This is a genomic window from Natronorubrum halobium, from assembly GCF_051351675.1.
Classification (GTDB): domain Archaea; phylum Halobacteriota; class Halobacteria; order Halobacteriales; family Natrialbaceae; genus Natronorubrum.
On record NZ_CP195596.1, the window covers coordinates 475744 to 491196 of the forward strand.

Annotated in this window: 12 protein-coding genes; 5 read left to right on the forward strand and 7 right to left on the reverse strand. The window is 63.3% G+C overall.

What is annotated here, in order from left to right; translation table 11 throughout:
* Positions 1–27: 27 nt before the first annotated feature.
* On the reverse strand, positions 28–573 hold the full coding sequence (locus tag ACSFC7_RS26120; protein WP_436348207.1) for a helix-turn-helix domain-containing protein: 546 nt from the start codon (positions 571–573) through the stop codon (positions 28–30).
* Between the two features lie 914 nt (positions 574–1487).
* Positions 1488–2258 carry an IclR family transcriptional regulator gene (locus ACSFC7_RS26125; protein ID WP_436348209.1) on the reverse strand — a complete coding sequence of 257 codons (771 nt, stop codon included), beginning with the start codon at positions 2256–2258 and terminating at the stop codon, positions 1488–1490.
* A gap of 232 nt (positions 2259–2490) precedes the next feature.
* Here ACSFC7_RS26125 and ACSFC7_RS26130 point away from each other — a divergent pair, with 232 nt between their 5' ends.
* Together ACSFC7_RS26130 and lpdA are read left to right on the forward strand one after the other, a co-directional pair.
* The gene (locus tag ACSFC7_RS26130; RefSeq protein ID WP_436348210.1) at positions 2491–4161 is read left to right on the forward strand and encodes a 2-oxo acid dehydrogenase subunit E2; all 1671 of its coding nucleotides are present in this window, start codon (positions 2491–2493) and stop codon (positions 4159–4161) included.
* On the forward strand, positions 4161–5591 hold the full coding sequence (gene lpdA / locus ACSFC7_RS26135; protein WP_436348211.1) for a dihydrolipoyl dehydrogenase: 1431 nt from the start codon (positions 4161–4163) through the stop codon (positions 5589–5591). The genes ACSFC7_RS26130 and lpdA overlap by 1 nt, the downstream gene beginning before the upstream one ends.
* Before the next feature lie 152 nt (positions 5592–5743).
* On the opposite strand, the gene ACSFC7_RS26140 is transcribed toward lpdA, so the two are convergent.
* From ACSFC7_RS26140 to ACSFC7_RS26160, 5 genes are all read right to left on the reverse strand, one after another.
* Positions 5744–6718 (reverse strand): alpha-ketoacid dehydrogenase subunit beta, encoded by a 975-nt coding sequence (locus ACSFC7_RS26140; RefSeq protein ID WP_436348212.1) that lies wholly within the window; start codon positions 6716–6718, stop codon positions 5744–5746.
* 1 nt (position 6719) lies between these two features.
* On the reverse strand, positions 6720–7877 hold the full coding sequence (gene pdhA, locus ACSFC7_RS26145; protein WP_436348214.1) for a pyruvate dehydrogenase (acetyl-transferring) E1 component subunit alpha: 1158 nt from the start codon (positions 7875–7877) through the stop codon (positions 6720–6722).
* A 251-nt stretch (positions 7878–8128) separates the two neighbouring features.
* The gene (locus ACSFC7_RS26150) at positions 8129–9121 is read right to left on the reverse strand and encodes an aminopeptidase (RefSeq protein WP_436348216.1); all 993 of its coding nucleotides are present in this window, start codon (positions 9119–9121) and stop codon (positions 8129–8131) included.
* A 165-nt stretch (positions 9122–9286) separates the two neighbouring features.
* Positions 9287–11491 carry an LUD domain-containing protein gene (locus ACSFC7_RS26155; protein ID WP_436348218.1) on the reverse strand — a complete coding sequence of 735 codons (2205 nt, stop codon included), beginning with the start codon at positions 11489–11491 and terminating at the stop codon, positions 9287–9289.
* Positions 11492–11493: 2 nt separating this feature from the next.
* Positions 11494–12003: an LUD domain-containing protein gene (locus ACSFC7_RS26160; RefSeq protein ID WP_436348220.1), complete on the reverse strand. Its 510-nt coding sequence runs from the start codon at positions 12001–12003 to the stop codon at positions 11494–11496.
* Between the two features lie 382 nt (positions 12004–12385).
* On the opposite strand from ACSFC7_RS26160, the gene ACSFC7_RS26165 reads away from it, so the two are divergent.
* Genes ACSFC7_RS26165 through ACSFC7_RS26175 form a run of 3 tightly spaced genes read left to right on the forward strand, consistent with a single transcriptional unit; the run spans position 12386 to position 15426 of the window.
* Complete coding sequence (locus ACSFC7_RS26165) at positions 12386–13360, forward strand: Bug family tripartite tricarboxylate transporter substrate binding protein (RefSeq protein ID WP_436348222.1); 975 nt, start codon at positions 12386–12388, stop codon at positions 13358–13360.
* Between the two features lie 8 nt (positions 13361–13368).
* The gene (locus ACSFC7_RS26170; RefSeq protein ID WP_436348223.1) at positions 13369–13920 is read left to right on the forward strand and encodes a tripartite tricarboxylate transporter TctB family protein; all 552 of its coding nucleotides are present in this window, start codon (positions 13369–13371) and stop codon (positions 13918–13920) included.
* The gene (locus tag ACSFC7_RS26175; RefSeq protein ID WP_436348225.1) at positions 13921–15426 is read left to right on the forward strand and encodes a tripartite tricarboxylate transporter permease; all 1506 of its coding nucleotides are present in this window, start codon (positions 13921–13923) and stop codon (positions 15424–15426) included.
* Positions 15427–15453: the final 27 nt, after the last annotated feature.

Here is a 15453-nt window from a genome sequence, read left to right on the forward strand (position 1 = left end):
TCGGTTATTGAAATATTTGTAATATATTTACTCGTTGTACTCGAGATACTGTCGCCCTTCTTCCGTTTCCGCGAGAATGTTATCGAAGACGGCGGCTTCCGTTTTAAATTTATGAACGGTATGGAGCATAGTATTGTGGAATTCTGAAATTAGCTCTCCATGATCCTTAAAGAATTCGTGCACCCACCGCTCCATCTCGTCATCCGTCCGGAACTGTGAAATTACGTGCCACTGGTAGTCGCTGTCCGCGGTAAAGAACATCAGCACGTGGGGATTGTTCTGGAGTCGATCGTAACAGTTTCGCCAGTTGTCCTCGAAGTTCGGGAAGTTAAACGAAATGCGGAACAGGTAGTGGCGGAATATTTCCCGGTTCGGAAGGATCGTTTCCCGGAAGATTTCCTGTTCGGACATCGTCCGCAAAATCTCGTTGATCCGGTTGTGAGAGAGGGTGATACCGTACTCTTCCTTGAGGATCCGACTGAGTTCTCGTGTGGACGAGGTTGGATGATCAACTCTCGCTTTCAGAATGGCGATATCACGTGGGGAGACGTCGAAGGAATCGTCTTCATCCATTGTGATTGCTCGTGTGGGATGCACTGTAAAAAGGTTACCCAATATCTCACGACCGTCACGCATGTGAAAATGGACCTCACCGGTAATTTCTCCGCGGATCGAACCGGCAGCGACCGATTCGATACTGAATGTGGATTCATATTCGTTCGCCAAGAGAAACGTGACGTTCAATATAGGCAAACGACCCATCGTCGCGGACGATATTTGAGGGGTCTTTATTCTTCGCCCATGGTTCTAAATACCGATAGATAATCTCTCCGTGAAATAATAGGTGCGTGGATGCGACACACTGCGGATAGATAGACATTACGCTACACTGTTCATCTGTGGAATTCTCGTCCGAAACAGGACCTATCGATTATTTACTGTGGTATATCACATTTATCTGGGGTAGAGACGGTAACTGTTCGAAATCACATCACCCCCTCTTCGCTGGGTAGTCGGCTATCTGTGAAACGGATAGACGGACATTCGTAACGATTCGCTACACGCCCGTTGAGTCCCTCGAGCAGCGGTGGCTTCTCTTGTGGGGCTGTTTCTCTGTGTCCTTGGAGCCGACCGGTCGACAGGTCGGGCACAGATGTGTTCGAATAGTTTGAATATCGTAAATCAGAGAGGTTTTGTCGAGACTGGTGCCGAGTAGCGATTTGATCGGTACAGAACTGTAATTCGATACCATTACTCTCATTCCAAGTATTTACACCAGTACGATTGTAACTAAACGTGCCCAGTTGTCGGCCGTGGCGGCGTACTCGGTAAAAGCACTCGGATAGAACGATATCGTTCGGCTATGCTGTGTCCACCCTCGTGAGAGACGAACAGGCGTGTAACCTCACAGCGGCTCCGTCATCCCCTCGAGAAGTGGCTACCACAGTCGAATTCTGACCGCATTGCTGCCGGTCGGGGGTGACAGGCTACGAGTACGTCTGGTTGAGTTCGATGATATTCGCAGCGTGTTTCAGCTGTGGCAGGATGTCGTCCTGGATGCGCTGCTCGCTCATTCGGCTGTTCGGTCCGGAGACGCTGATCGCGCCGGAGATACTGTCGTCCTTGAAAACCGGTATCGCGACGCAGCGGAGTCCCCTGATGCGCTCCTCGATGTCGTACGCGACGCCCTCACTTCGAATCTCATCGAGTTCGCCCTCCAGTCGGTCGCGGTCGGTAATCGTGTTCTCGGTCTTTTCGGGGAGCCCGTGCCGGTCGATGATTTCCTCTCGACGCTGGGCTGACAGGTGCGCAAGTACCGTCTTGCCCAGCGCGGTCGTATGAAGGTGGACGGACTGCCCTGTATACGAATCAATGTTCACCGCGTTCGCTCCCTGCTCGCGGCGGATGAATATGCCGCGGCCGTTCTCCTCGACGAGGAGGTTGACCAGTTCGCCCGTCTCGGTGGCCACCGTCTCGAGTTCCGGCTTTGCGACGTCGAACAACGTTTGCTTCTGTCGGGCAAAGGCACCCAGATCGAGCAACTGAAGTCCGAGTTCGTACGTCTGTCCGTTCTCCACCACGTAGCCCTCGTGCTCGAGTGTCTGGAGGTGATTGTAGGCGCTGCTCTTCGGGAGATCGAGTTCGTTGGCGATCTCGGTCGTCGTGGCTCCGTCGAGCGATTTCAACGCTTCGAGGATCCGGAACGCGGTCCCCACCGTTTTGACGCGCGTTCGTCCCTCGCTGTCGGTTGATCCCATACCGCAGCTAACGGTTCGCGAGACAATAACTGTTATTCGTGGCTTGCGAACAGCTATACAGTTAATTGTTCGGAATCGTTCGCTGCATTGATGCGGTCGGGTTCTCGATCGAATTCGTCGGCTACAATGGACGTGGGCTCAGTCGCTGTCAGGTTACGGCGGGAGCGACTGGCGTCTGACACGACTGACCGAAGAGCGTATGCATCTCTGTATGAGTGTGTATAGTATAACGATGAAAACCGAGTTTGAACTACCAGACGTCGGTGAAGGCGTTGCCGAGGGTGAACTCGTCTCCTGGCACGTCGACGTCGGCGACACAGTCGAAGAGGATCAGGTACTCGCCGAGGTCGAGACCGACAAGGCACTCGTCGAAATCCCGTCACCCCACGATGGGGAAATCGTGGATCTGCGGGCTGAAGCGGGAGAGATGGTTCCCGTCGGCGACGTCCTCGTCGTGTTCGAGGTCGACGGGACGTCGAGCGCCGAGCCTGCCACGTCGGACGAGGCGAGAGGGACCGATACCGCGAGTTCCGAATCACCCGAGACGGCGACTACGGCGGCGGATGACGAGACGAACGCGGCCGATGCCCCAGCGGCATCGGGCGGGGAAACCGTCTCGGACGGACGCGTCTTCGCACCGCCGAGCGTGCGGCGACTCGCTCGCGAGGTCGGCGTCGATATCGCGTCGCTTCCGGCGACCGACGCGGGGGACCGGGTCTCCGAACGGGACGTTCGTGAGGCTGCACGGGGGGTGACCGACGATTCGCCGGCGTCCGAACCCGCGGCTAGCTCCGACACGGGCGACCTCGAGTCTGACGCCGGTGTTGCCACTGGCGGCCTCGAGTCGCCGGCCCCTGAACCCGATGCGGCAACGCCGGAACCGAGCCAACCAGCCGCGGTCGACCGAAACGGCGGCGCTGCGGGGGCGGTCGCCGGTTCCGACGGTGCGGACCGAGATCGGACGCTGGCGATGCCAGCGACTCGACGGCTCGCCCGGGAGGAGGGCGTCTCACTGGACGCCGTTCCGGCGAGCGAACGCCGCGATGGGAAAGCGTTCGTGACACCGGACGACGTTCGCGCGTACGCGACGAGCGATGGGGCCGCGTCCGAGGCGACTGCCGGAACCGCCGCGACCGCGGGCAGCGCCACGAATACGACCCCCTCGAGTTCGCGCGCGTCGGCCACCGAGGTTCCCGGCGGTCCTGGACCCGGTGATCGAGTTCCCTACACCGGCGTCAGGCGGACGATCGGCGACCAGATGGCAACGTCGAAGTACACTGCGCCCCACGTGAGTCACCACGACGAGGTCGAGGTGTCGGAGCTCGTCGACGCGCGGACGCGGCTCAAAGAACGGGCCGACGAACGGGGTGTCAAACTTACCTACCTTCCCTTCGCGGTCAAAGCCGTGGTGGCGGCGCTGAAGGAGGTGCCGGCGATCAACGCCGAACTCGACGAAGACGAGGACGAGATCGTCCTCCACGACGAGTATAACATCGGCATCGCCGTCGCCAGCGACGCGGGACTGATGGTTCCCGTCATCGACGATGCCGATCGGAAGGGGTTACTCGAACTCGCCCGGGAGATCAACGACAAAGCCGAGCGCGCACGTGACCGGTCGATCGGTCTGGAAGAGATGCAAGGCGGGACGTTCACGATCACGAACGTCGGTGCGATCGGCGGCGAGTACGCCTCGCCGATCATCAACTATCCTGAAGCGGGGATCCTGGCGCTGGGATCGATGAAGGAACGTCCCTGGGTCGACGATGGCGAGGTCGTCGCCCGGCCGACGATGCCGATTTCGATGTCGGTCGATCACCGGATCGTCGACGGTGCCGAGGCCGCACAGTTTACGAACGAGGTCAAGCGATACCTGAACGCGCCCGAACTACTACTACTCGAATAATGGTCGTTGGAGACGTAACAACTGGCACTGACGTATTGATTATCGGCGGTGGCCCCGGTGGCTACACGGCCGCGATTCGCGCCGCACAACACGGACTCGATGCGACGCTCGTCGAACGAGACGCCTACGGCGGCACCTGCCTGAACTACGGCTGTATCCCGTCGAAGGCGATGATCACCGCCACGGATATCGCCCACGAGGCCCGCCACGCCGAGACGATGGGGATCCACGCCGATCCCACCGTCGACATGCGGACGCTCGTCGAGTGGAAAGACGGCGTCGTCGATCAGCTGACGGGCGGCGTCGAAAAGCTCTGTAAGGGCAACGGCGTCAATCTGGTCGAGGGAACGGCGACGTTCGTCGACGACGAGACCGTCCGTATCGCTCACGGCGGCGAAGGGCAGGGCAGCGAGTCCATCGAGTTCGAACACGCGATCGTCGCGACGGGGAGTCGACCGATGGAACTGCCCGGCTTCGACTTCGCGGACGACCGCGTCTGGTCCTCACGGGACGCGCTGGACGCCGACGAGGTGCCCGACGAACTGGTCGTCGTCGGCGCCGGCTACATCGGGATGGAGCTCTCGACAACGTTCGCGAAGGCCGGCGCCGACGTCACCGTCGTCGAACTGCTCGAGGACGTCCTGCCGAGCTACGAGGACGACATCTCCCGCGTGGTCAGGAACCGCGCAACGGACCTCGGCATCGACTTCCGGTTCCACGAGAGCGCGATCGAGTGGCTCGCCTCCGACGACGGTGACAGCATCGAGGTCGTCACGGAGAGCGAGGGGGGCGAGGAAACCGTCCTCGAGGCCGACCGCGTACTGGTCGCCGTCGGCCGCGAACCGGTGACCGACGGACTCGAACTCGAGGCGCTCGACCTCGCGACCGACGACCGCGGGTTCATCGAGACCGACGACCGCGCGCGGACCGATCTCGAACACGTGTTCGCCATCGGCGACGTGGCGGGCGAACCGATGCTGGCGCACAAGGCCAGCGCCGAAGGGATCGTCGCAGCGGGCGTCGCGGCCGGCGAACCGGCGGCGCTGGACCACCAGGCGATCCCCGCGGCGGTCTTTACCGATCCGGAGATCGGAACCGTCGGCCTGACCGAAGCCGAGGCCGAGGACGCGGGCTGCGACCCCGTCGTCGGGTCGTTCCCGCTGCGAGCCAGCGGCCGCGCGCTTTCGATGGACGAGTCCGAGGGGTTCGTTCGGCTCGTCGCCGACGCGGAGACCGAGTTCCTGCTGGGTGGTCAGATCGTCGCCCCAGAGGCCTCGGAACTGATCGCGGAGGTCGGCCTCGCGATCGAGATGGGGGCGACCCTCGAGGATCTCGCGGGAACGGTCCACGCGCATCCGACGCTCTCGGAGGCAGTGATGGAAGCAGCCGAGAACGCACAGGAACAGGCAATTCACACGTTGAATCGGTAGCGCGCGTTCACCTGAGCGATCGGCTCTGACTCGCGGTTTGAACGGTACCTGCCGCTCGCGTCGCTTTCGGCGTCCCAATCGTACTGAGCGGTTTCGAAATCGTCCCGACTACTGACCGTCGTGACGACCGACCGGAGAAAATCGTTCGATCGTCAGTGTGCGACGGTGTCTTTGATTGCTTCCTCGATACGGGGCGGATGCGGAATGTAGTAATCCTCCATCGCCAGCCCCGGAACCGGGGTGTCGAAGCCGGCGACACGCTCGATCGGCGCCTCGAGGTACATCAGAATCTCGTCGTTGATCGTCGCGACGAGTTCGGCGCCGAAGCCGCCGGTTTTGGCGGCCTCGTGGACGACGACACAGCGGCCCGTCTTTGTGACCGACTGGATCACGGTCTCCTTGTCGAGCGGGGAGATGGTCCGCAGGTCGATCACCTCGGCGTCGATTCCCTCGTCCGCGAGGTTGTCGACCGCTTCGAGGGTCTTGTGCATCATCGCACCCCAGGAGATGACGGTGAGGTCCTCGCCCTCCTGCCGGACGGCGGCTTCACCGAGCGGTTCAGTGTAGGACCCCTCGTCGATATCCTCTCTGTAGGAGCGGTAGACGTGTTTGGGCTCCATGAACAACACCGGATCGGGGTCCCGGATGGCGCTGATGAGCATCCCCTTGGCGTCGTGGGGTGTCGAGGGGATCGCGACCTTCAGCCCGGGGATGTGGCTGTAGATCGACTCGAGACTCTCGGAGTGGTGTTCGAGAGCGCGGACGCCAGCCCCGTAGGGAGTCCGAACGACCATGGGTGCGGTGAGTTCGCCCCGGGTCCGCCAGCGGATCCGGCTGGCGTTCGTCACGAGTTGATCGAACGCCGGCGGGAGGAAGCCGGAGAACTGGATCTCCGCGATCGGCCGAAAGCCGTGGGTCGCCAGTCCGACCGCCCCACCGACAATCGCGATCTCCGAAAGCGGGGCGTCGAGGACGCGGTCCCCGCCGAACTCCTCTTTGAGCCCCTCCGTCGCCCGGAAGACGCCGCCGGATTCGGCGACATCCTGCCCGAAAACGACGGTCTTCTCGTCGTTATCCATCTCCTCGTGTAGTGCGTCGTTGACTGCTTCAATAATTGTCGCGTTCATGTTACCCCTTGGGCCGCTGTTCGATATACTCGTACATATCCGGGCGCTCCTCTAACAGTTCGCGTAACTCCTCGAGCTGACGTTCGAGCTCCGGCGGCGTCTCCTCGTGGAGGTGCTCGAAGATATCGTCGATGCCCCGCTCTTCGAACTCGTCGGCGGCGTCGACGGCGTCGGAGAACTCCGCTTCGACCTCCTCGCGGATCGCCTCCTCGTCGATAGCGTCCCAGCGATCGGTCTCCTCGAGGAATGCCTGATAGCGCTCGAGTGGGTCCCGGTTCTGCCACTCCTCAACTTCGTCGTCCGAACGGTATCGCGTCGGGTCGTCGCTGGTGGTGTGTGCACCCCGACGGTAGGTGACGGCCTCGACGAGTACCGGGTTACCCTCGAGGGCCCGTTCTCGCGCCTTCGAGACGGCGTTGTAGACGGCGAGGACGTCGTTGCCGTCGACGCGGATCCCGTCGACGCCGTAGGCGAGGGCCTTCTGGGCGACCGTCTCGGCGTTGGTCTGCTTCTCGAAGGGCAGCGAGATGGCGTACTGGTTGTTCTGGCAGAAGAACACCGCCGGGACGCCGAGCACGCCGGCGAAGTTCAGCCCCTCGTGGAACGCGCCGGTCGAGGTCGCGCCGTCCCCGAGGTTCGCAAAGGCGATGGTGTCCTCGCCGTTCAGTTGCATGCCCCACGCCTTCCCGGTCGCCAGCGGGATGTGCGAGCCGATCGAGATGGCCATCCCGAAGATATTGGCGCCCTCCATTCGAGAGGCGTCCTCGACGCCGCGCCAGTACAGCAAGAGGTCGCGCATCGAGAGACCGTGCATCAGTAACGCGCCCGCCTCGCGGCCGTACGGAAAGATCCAATCGTCCCGGGAAAGCGCAAAGCCGCTGCCGATGATGCTCGCCTCCTGTCCGCGGCCGGAGGCGACGGTGCCGAGCCGACCGCGACGCTGGAGTTTGGTCGCGCGGTTGTCGTAGACCCGTTGCAGGAGCATCCAGCGATAGAGATCACGGAGCGTCTCGTCGTCGACGTCCGGAACTCGATCGGCGTCGTAGGACCCGTCGGGACGGACGACTTGGTACGTTTCGATCTCTAGATCTCCTTGCGTGAGCGGGTCGACGCCGGTGTCGACCGACTCGGGGGTAACTGATCGTAGGCTATCATCCATAGTACGCCTCAACATGTCTCGAACAACCGTATAAATCTTTGCTACTCTTTTACATTCGCCCCACCTCTCGGTCGCGTGTCGGTCGATCCGTCGAACCACCGTTCTTGTGACCCACGATTTCGCCGTTCGACGGGTGTTTCTGTCTCTGCCAACCCCTCGTGAACTGCGACCCAACGGTACCGGCGTCGGTAGAGAAAGGCGAGGATCGACGATACCGGTTCGATTTCGACGCTACAGTCGCCTCGGCGGTATTACTGATCGGCGAAGGCGGGGATCTTAAACTCGCGGTCCTCCAGAACTGTCTCGCCGTCGAGTTCGAGCGTCGCCGACTGGAGGGTGATGTCGAAGTGAAGCGGCGTCCGGGTTTCGCCCCCGAGGTTGCTGCTCGTCCCGAATCCGACGTGGACGGTCCCAAACACGCCGTGATCGTTGATGAAGCCGCCGTCGAGTTCGGTACACTTCGGGTTCATTCCCACGGCGAGTTCGGCGGCCTGACGCACCGCCGGATCGTCGTACTCGGCCCAGATCCGCTCGACCTTTCGCGCTTCCTGCCCGCCGTCGATGCTCGTCACGCTCCCGTCTTCGATCTCGACCACGATGTCGTCCTCGAGCATGCCGATGCCGAGGTTCGGGATGGATCCGTCGAAGACGATCCAGCCGTTCGTCCCCTCGGCGACCGGCGTGACGTTCGCCTCGGCGCAGTAGGCGACCGTGAAATCGCCGGGTTCCGAGACCGTGCAGGTCAGTCCGTTCCCCTCGCGCCCGCCGAGGGCGAAGGTCACGTCGGTCCCGTTCGGCGCCGTCAGGCGCGCGGTCTCGGCCGACGAGAACAGGTCGCCCATCTCCCTCACTTTCGGCGCCAGTTCCTCGAAGTCGACCCGCAGACCGTCCGCGCGTAGTTTCTCGAGGGAGAGTTTCCCCATCGCGACGACCCGGGCCCCCTCCTCAAGAGCCTGACTGGCCGCCGCGCTGTGTGCGATCGCCCTAGTCGGAACGAGGATTATCACGTCCGCTTCGCCCATCGCGGCGGCGACCGTCTCCGGCGGTTCGTTCCCGTCGTACTCCCGCGGCGCCATGAGCGCGACCGACGCCTCGGCATCCAGCGTGTGGACGGCCGTAGCGAGTCGTTCGGTGACCTCGTCCGACCGCCAGTCTCCCACGATCAGAACGTGCTCGTCCGGTTGGACGTTCGCGATACGGTCGGCGATAATTCTCGCGCCTTCGATCTCCTCGACCAGACTCATACCCGATAGACAGGGTATTCGCTCTTAAACATGACGAACGTCGAAACCGATCAGCCGAGCGAGAAAATCGATCCATCGGCCAGGTATCGGGCTCGCGCCGGTACGCATCGGCGAGACCGGTTCCATCGCAGCGATCGGTGGATCCCGATCACCTCGCCACGCCGACTAGCGTGGCGCGACGAGTTCGACCGGGTGGACGGACTCGCGCGGGAACAGCGATCCCAACTGCTCGTGACAGGACGCGCCGCTGGCGACCAGCGTGCGATCGGTCTCCCCCTCGAACTGCTCGCGCAGGGTGTCGCCGACCTCCATGCTGAGCTCGTAGTACTCCGACTTGTAACCGAACGAGCCGGCCATCCCGCAACACTCCACGTCCGAGGTCACGACGTCGTAGTCCAGCTCCGAGAGCACCGCCTCCGTGTACGCGTCCGCCCCGAGCGTCCGCTGCTGGCAGTGACTGTGGTAGGCGACGTCGGCGCCGCCCTCGAGGACGTCCGCGTCCGCGCCGTTCTCCAGCAGGCCGTAGACGTACTCCATGATCTCGTAGCTGTTTTCGGCGAGGCGCTCGGCGCGGTCGGCGGGCAGCAACCGGTCGTACTCGCGGCGAAACGCCACCAGGTCCGAGGGTTCGATGACGACCACGTCCCGCCCCGCCTCGATGGACGGCTCGAGGCTGTCGGCGACGCGAGTCGCGTTCGTCCGCGCCGTCTCGATCATGCCCTGGGAGAGCGGCGCGCGGCCGCTCTCGTAACAGGGCGCAACCGCGACGTCGACGCCGAGCGCCTCGAGCGTTCTGACGGCGGCCTTTCCGCGGTCGACCAGCACGTAGTTCGTGTAGGCGTCCGGGTAGATGACGGCCGACCGGTCGCCGTCGCCCGCCGACGGGAGCGGCTCGCGGTCGGCGAACCAGTCGCAGAGCGTCGTCCGCTTGAACGCGGGTAACTCGCGGCGCCGGTCGACGCCGAACGCGCGCTCCATGAGCACCCGGGACGGGCCGAGGTCGGCCAGCCAGTTCGAGACCGGCGCCGTCGCGCTGCCCAGGCGGGCGAGCATCCCGTAGTTGCCGAACAGGCGCTTCTGAATGTCGAGTCCCCCCGGCTCCTCGTCGGGCGTCAGCCCCTCCACGAGCGAGTCGAACCGCTTGGGGTCGGCACCGCGGTTGATGCGGTCACGGACGACCGTGTTGATCCACGGAATGTCGATCTTCACCGGACACGCGTTGACACACCGGGAGCAGCCCGTACAGAGGTCGTTGAACTCCGCGGCGGACTCCTGTCCGTGGACGCCCGCCTCCCAGCCGGTCGCGATGCCGCCGGTGTAGGTCTCGCCGCCGAACGCGTGGCCGCCGACGTGCTGAAAGTTCGCACACGAGTTCGCACAGGCGCCACAGCGGATGCAGTACAGCGTCTCCCGGAGCTCGTCGTCCTCGCGCATAGCCGTGCGGCCGTTGTCGATGAGCACGAGGTGGAACTCGCGGTCCTCGGCGCCGCCGCCCGACAGCGGTTCGTCAGGGTTCTCGAAGTCGATGACCGGCGAATCGACCGGCGGCGACAGCAGCGACAGGTAGGTCGCGATGTCCTGACCGCCGGCGGCCTTCGCGATGAGTTCGGCGAACGGCGGAAACTCCCGCACGCTCGGGATGAGTTTCTCGATGCCGGCGACCGCGACGTGGGTCTCCGGCGTCACCGCGCACTTCCGGGCGTTGCCTTCGTTGGTCACGAGCGCGATGGTCCCCGACTCGGCGAACACGAAGTTCGCGCCCGTCATCCCGACGTCGGCGTCCCTGATCTGCTCGCCGACGTAGTCGCGCGCGAACTGCGTGAGGTCCGTCGCGGTCTCGAACGGCGTCTCGGGATCGAAATGGGCGTTGAAGAGCTCGGCGATCTCCTCGGTGGACTTGTGGAACGCGGGGCCCACGAGGTGGGAGGGCGCTTCGTCGGCGACCTGCAGGACGAACTCCCCGAGGTCGGTCTCGTAGACGCCGACGTCGTTCGCCTCGAGCGCCTCGTTGACCTCGATCTCCTCGCTGGTCATCGACTTCGACTTGACGACCGACTCGGCGTCGTTGGCCTCGACGACCTCGGTGATGTAGCGGTTGGCATCGGCGGCGTCGTCGGCGAGGTAGACCGTTCCGCCGTTGTCTTCGACGCTCTCGCGGACCGTCTCGATCAGTTCGGGGAGGCGTTCGATGGCGTCTTCCTTGATGCGGCGGGCCGCCGACCGGAGGTCCTCGATGTCGTCGGTCCTGGCGTTGGCCTCGTACCGACCGTTGTTGATGTGGTTCGTGTTCTCGAACACCGCCTCGCCCTCGGTCTGGAAGAGGTGTCTGATGCGCGCGGCCTTCTCCGCTCGAGTGGTGGTTTCCGACATGATTAACGATCCGTGATGACGATAGCGTAGACGGTTTGCGGGCCGTGAACGCCGCGGACGAGTTCGCCCATGTCCGCGGTCGCACTGGCGCCGGTCGCCAGAATCGCGGAATCGCGGCCCGCGTCGAACTCCTCGTCCAGCCACGACGCGACCGACTCGACATCCTCGTGGAGGTCGCTCGCGCGAATGACGCCAACGTGCGTCCGCGGGTACAGACTCACCGGTTCGGTGCCGTCGGCATCCGACTGGATCACGAACGTGCCGTGCTCCGCGATCCCGCCGTGCACGCGCGTCACGCCGGTCTCGGCGTCCATGAGCAGTCGCGGCGTCGGCGGGACGGTCACCTCGGTGTCCTGGAGGGAGACGCCCTCGATCCCGAGTGGCGCACCGACGGCCGGCGGTTCGACCACCTCCTCGAGGGCCGCCTCGAACGCCGCCGCCTCGACGCGCGTGGACTCAACGTTCGCGGCCGCCATTGACGATGCGAAACGCTCTGTGATATCCGCTACCATTCATCGAGAAATCGCTCCGACACGTGTTATACCTACCGATCGGTTACACCGGTCGGACCCGCCGTTCCGGCGACAGCGACCGAATCGGTCGCTGCAGATCGTCCGTCCCAGCCGTCCGCGATCGACTCCATCGCCACGCCGACGGTCGAATCGCCGACGACCGACGAAGGCGCAGTCTCGGGGTCGACGGCCGCGCGGCCCTCGACGGATCCGCTCCCCCCTCGTCTCCGCTCGACGGGGCTCCGATCGGCCGAACCGGAGTGAGAACCGTCGTTTCGCATTCGGAACCAAAATTTCACAGTCGCCGATGCATACCGAGACCTCGGTCACGTCTGTATCTTATAATAAGTATTAATAGGTGCGTCGGGTTCTACCACATTGCATGTTCAGTAGGCGTGCGTACGTCACGGCAGCGGGTAGTATCGGGACGGGGTTGCTCGCCGGCTGTCTCGGCGGCGACGGCGGTGGAGAATACCCCAGCGATCAGTTCCATGTCATCATCTCGTGGGGGCAGGGCGGCGGAACCGACATCTATACGCGGCAGATCTGGCAGGAGATCGCGGACAGTCACGACGTCGGCGTGCAGTTCGAAAACATCGAAGGCGCAGCGGGGATGCAGGGACTGAGTCGGATCTACAGCGCCGATCCCGACGGCTACACCCTCGGTCCCATCAACTCGCCCGACGTGGCCCAGTTCCTCATCCAGGAGCCCGGATTCAGCGTCAGCGATTACAGTTACATCGGCGGCTACACGCGGGACGTCTGGGTGTTAGTATCGAACCCCGACTCCGGATTGGACGACTTCGGAGCGATCGCTGACGCGTACGAAAGCGGCGACATCGAGGCGATCGGCGGCCAACCGACCGGTTCCCCAAGCCACATCCTCGCCGAGACGATGAAAGGACGACTCGATCTTCAGTGGGAGAGCTTCATCGTGTACAACGGGAGCGGCCCCGTTCTCGAGGCGGTCGCCAGCGGCGAGGTTCCGGTCGGTATCGTCACCGAGACGGCCGCCGAAGACGCCCAGAGTCAGGTCAACGTGAACACCGCGTTACACAGCGACGGGAGCGGCGTGTTTCCCGACTTACCGACGTACACCGACGCCGGGTACGAACCCGATATCGACTTCATGGGCGGCTTCACGCGGGCGTTCATCGCGCCGCCGGACCTGCCGGACGATCAACTCCAGACTCTGACCGATAGCCTCGAGGAGACGCTCCAGAGCGACGCGATGGCGGACTGGAGCGACGAGACGGGCAACGACGTCGAGTTCATCAGCCCCGACGAAGCGCTCTCGATCATGGAGGAGAGCGAGGAGGCGATCCCCGAGAACGTCGACCTCGAAGAGCTGCAATAGGCACACCCATGGCCAGTTCACTTTATCGTACGATAACGGACCGAGCGACGCCGGAATCGGTGATGCTCGTCGGCATGCTCGTGGTCTCGAGCTACATGCTCGTCGAGTCGTTCGCGTTTTCCTACCAGGTCGCCATCTTTCCCCGCTTCACCGCGATCGCGACGATCTGCGGCGTGCTCCTGTTGCTCGCACGGGGGTATCTCCCCGAATCGATACGGAACGCCGTCGACGATTCGGGCTCGATGTTCGATTACGAGGAAGACGAACTCGTCGAGTCCGAGGAGGCGGTCACTTCGCGAGCGGAGCGAGACGGCGAGCACGGAGACGCGTCGCCACACGCCGAGCGACAGCAAGCGATACTCGTCGGCCTGTTGGCCGGATACGGGGTCGTCGGCTACGCCATCGGCCTCGTGCTGGCGACACCGCTGTTCGTGATCGCGTACTCGGCGCTCTTCGGCATCCGAAAGCGAATCGCGGCGGTGTTGCTCGGCGTGGCGATCACGATCGCCCTCTCGTTCGACTACATCCTGCCGGTCGACCTGATGCAGGGTGGGCTATAGATGATCGGAGGCGGCTTCTCCGGAGCGATCGACATCCTCTTCACTGGGAGCACGATGGGCTGGTTGATCGCCGGCATTCTCGTCGGGATCGTCATCGGTGCGATACCCGGCCTGGGCCCCAATCTCGGGTTAGCGGTAGTGCTCCCGTTGACGGTTCGTATGAGCGGACCCGACGCGATCATCCTGCTGATAAGCATCTACAGCGGCGCGATGTACGGCGGCAGCATCGCGGCGATCCTAATCAACACCCCGGGGACGGCGGCGGCCGCGGCCACGACGCTCGACGGCTACCAGATGACGCGCCAAGGGCGTGCGATGGACGCGCTCTCCGTCTCGGCGACGGCGTCGGCGGTCGGCGGGCTGTTCGCGATCGTCACGCTGATCCTGCTGACGCCCTACCTGACGACGCTCGTCCTCCTCTTCGGATCGCCCGAGTACTTCCTGATCGCGCTGTTCGGGATCGCTTTGATCACCGTCGTCGCACGCGGCTCGCTCGTCAAGGGGCTCACCGCCGGCGCCTTCGGCTTGCTCCTCTCGACGATCGGCTTCCCGATCGCCGTCGGACAGCCGCGGTACACGTTCGGCACGATGTTGCTCTTCGACGGGTTGAACTTCGTCGCAGTCCTGATCGGTATCTTCGCCATCGGAGAGATGATCAAGCTCGCCGGCGAGCGCGGCGGAATCGCTAAAGACGGCGTCGACATGGACGGCAGCGTGTTCTCCGGCGTCGTCGACGTGTTGCGGGCGCCGATCACGACAATCAAATCCGGATACATCGGGATGTTCATCGGCGCAATTCCCGGCTCCGGCGCGTCCATCGCGAACTTCGTTTCCTACGCGGAAACGGTTCGGAGCGGCAGCGGCGACGAGGAGTACGGCTCGGGGAACTACCGCGGCGTCATCGCCTCGGAAGCGGCGAACAACGGAACGGTTGCCGGTTCGCTGATTCCGACGTTCTCGTTCGGCATCCCGGGGAGCGGATCGACCGCGATCCTGCTCGGCGGGCTGATGATGCACGGGCTGAACCCCGGTCCGGAGCTGTTCACGACGAACATCGACATTACCTACAGCGTGTTCCTCGCGCTACTGATCGGCAACATCATCATCCTCGCCGTCGGGCTCTTCTTCATCACGAAGACCTCGTACGTCACCGCGGTGAACTCGAACTACCTCATTCCCCTCGTGATCGTCTTCTCCACCCTCGGCTCCCTCGGACTCCGGGGGAACTGGCTCGACGTCTTCACCGTCCTGTTCTTCGGCGTGTTCGGGTTCTTCCTGATGACGTACGATTACTCGATTATCGCGTTCGTCCTCGGAATTATTCTCGGCCCGATCGCGGAAGAGAACCTCATCCGCTCGTTGCAGTTGTCAGACGGCTCGCTGATGGTATTCGTCAACGAGCCGATTCCGCTGATCCTGACGCTGATGACGGTCGCCCTCGTCGGTCTCCCCTTCCTAAAAGCGATTGCATCTCCGTTCCAACGGTACGTGATGAGCGTCAGGTGACGAGGTCTCCCCTCCCCCTTTCAACGG

Bases quoted from the DNA above. Each gene is read 5' to 3' on its own strand.
- ACSFC7_RS26125 (WP_436348209.1), bottom strand. From the start codon at position 2,258: ATGGGATCAACCGACAGCGAGGGACGAACGCGCGTCAAAACGGTGGGG.
- pdhA (WP_436348214.1), bottom strand. From the start codon at position 7,877: ATGGATGATAGCCTACGATCAGTTACCCCCGAGTCGGTCGACACCGGC.
- ACSFC7_RS26175 (WP_436348225.1), top strand. From the start codon at position 13,921: ATGATCGGAGGCGGCTTCTCCGGAGCGATCGACATCCTCTTCACTGGG.
- lpdA (WP_436348211.1), top strand. From the start codon at position 4,161: ATGGTCGTTGGAGACGTAACAACTGGCACTGACGTATTGATTATCGGC.
- ACSFC7_RS26170 (WP_436348223.1), top strand. From the start codon at position 13,369: ATGGCCAGTTCACTTTATCGTACGATAACGGACCGAGCGACGCCGGAA.
- ACSFC7_RS26140 (WP_436348212.1), bottom strand. From the start codon at position 6,718: ATGAACGCGACAATTATTGAAGCAGTCAACGACGCACTACACGAGGAG.
- ACSFC7_RS26150 (WP_436348216.1), bottom strand. From the start codon at position 9,121: ATGAGTCTGGTCGAGGAGATCGAAGGCGCGAGAATTATCGCCGACCGT.
- ACSFC7_RS26160 (WP_436348220.1), bottom strand. From the start codon at position 12,003: ATGGTAGCGGATATCACAGAGCGTTTCGCATCGTCAATGGCGGCCGCG.
- ACSFC7_RS26165 (WP_436348222.1), top strand. From the start codon at position 12,386: ATGTTCAGTAGGCGTGCGTACGTCACGGCAGCGGGTAGTATCGGGACG.
- ACSFC7_RS26155 (WP_436348218.1), bottom strand. From the start codon at position 11,491: ATGTCGGAAACCACCACTCGAGCGGAGAAGGCCGCGCGCATCAGACAC.
- ACSFC7_RS26130 (WP_436348210.1), top strand. From the start codon at position 2,491: ATGAAAACCGAGTTTGAACTACCAGACGTCGGTGAAGGCGTTGCCGAG.
- ACSFC7_RS26120 (WP_436348207.1), bottom strand. From the start codon at position 573: ATGGATGAAGACGATTCCTTCGACGTCTCCCCACGTGATATCGCCATT.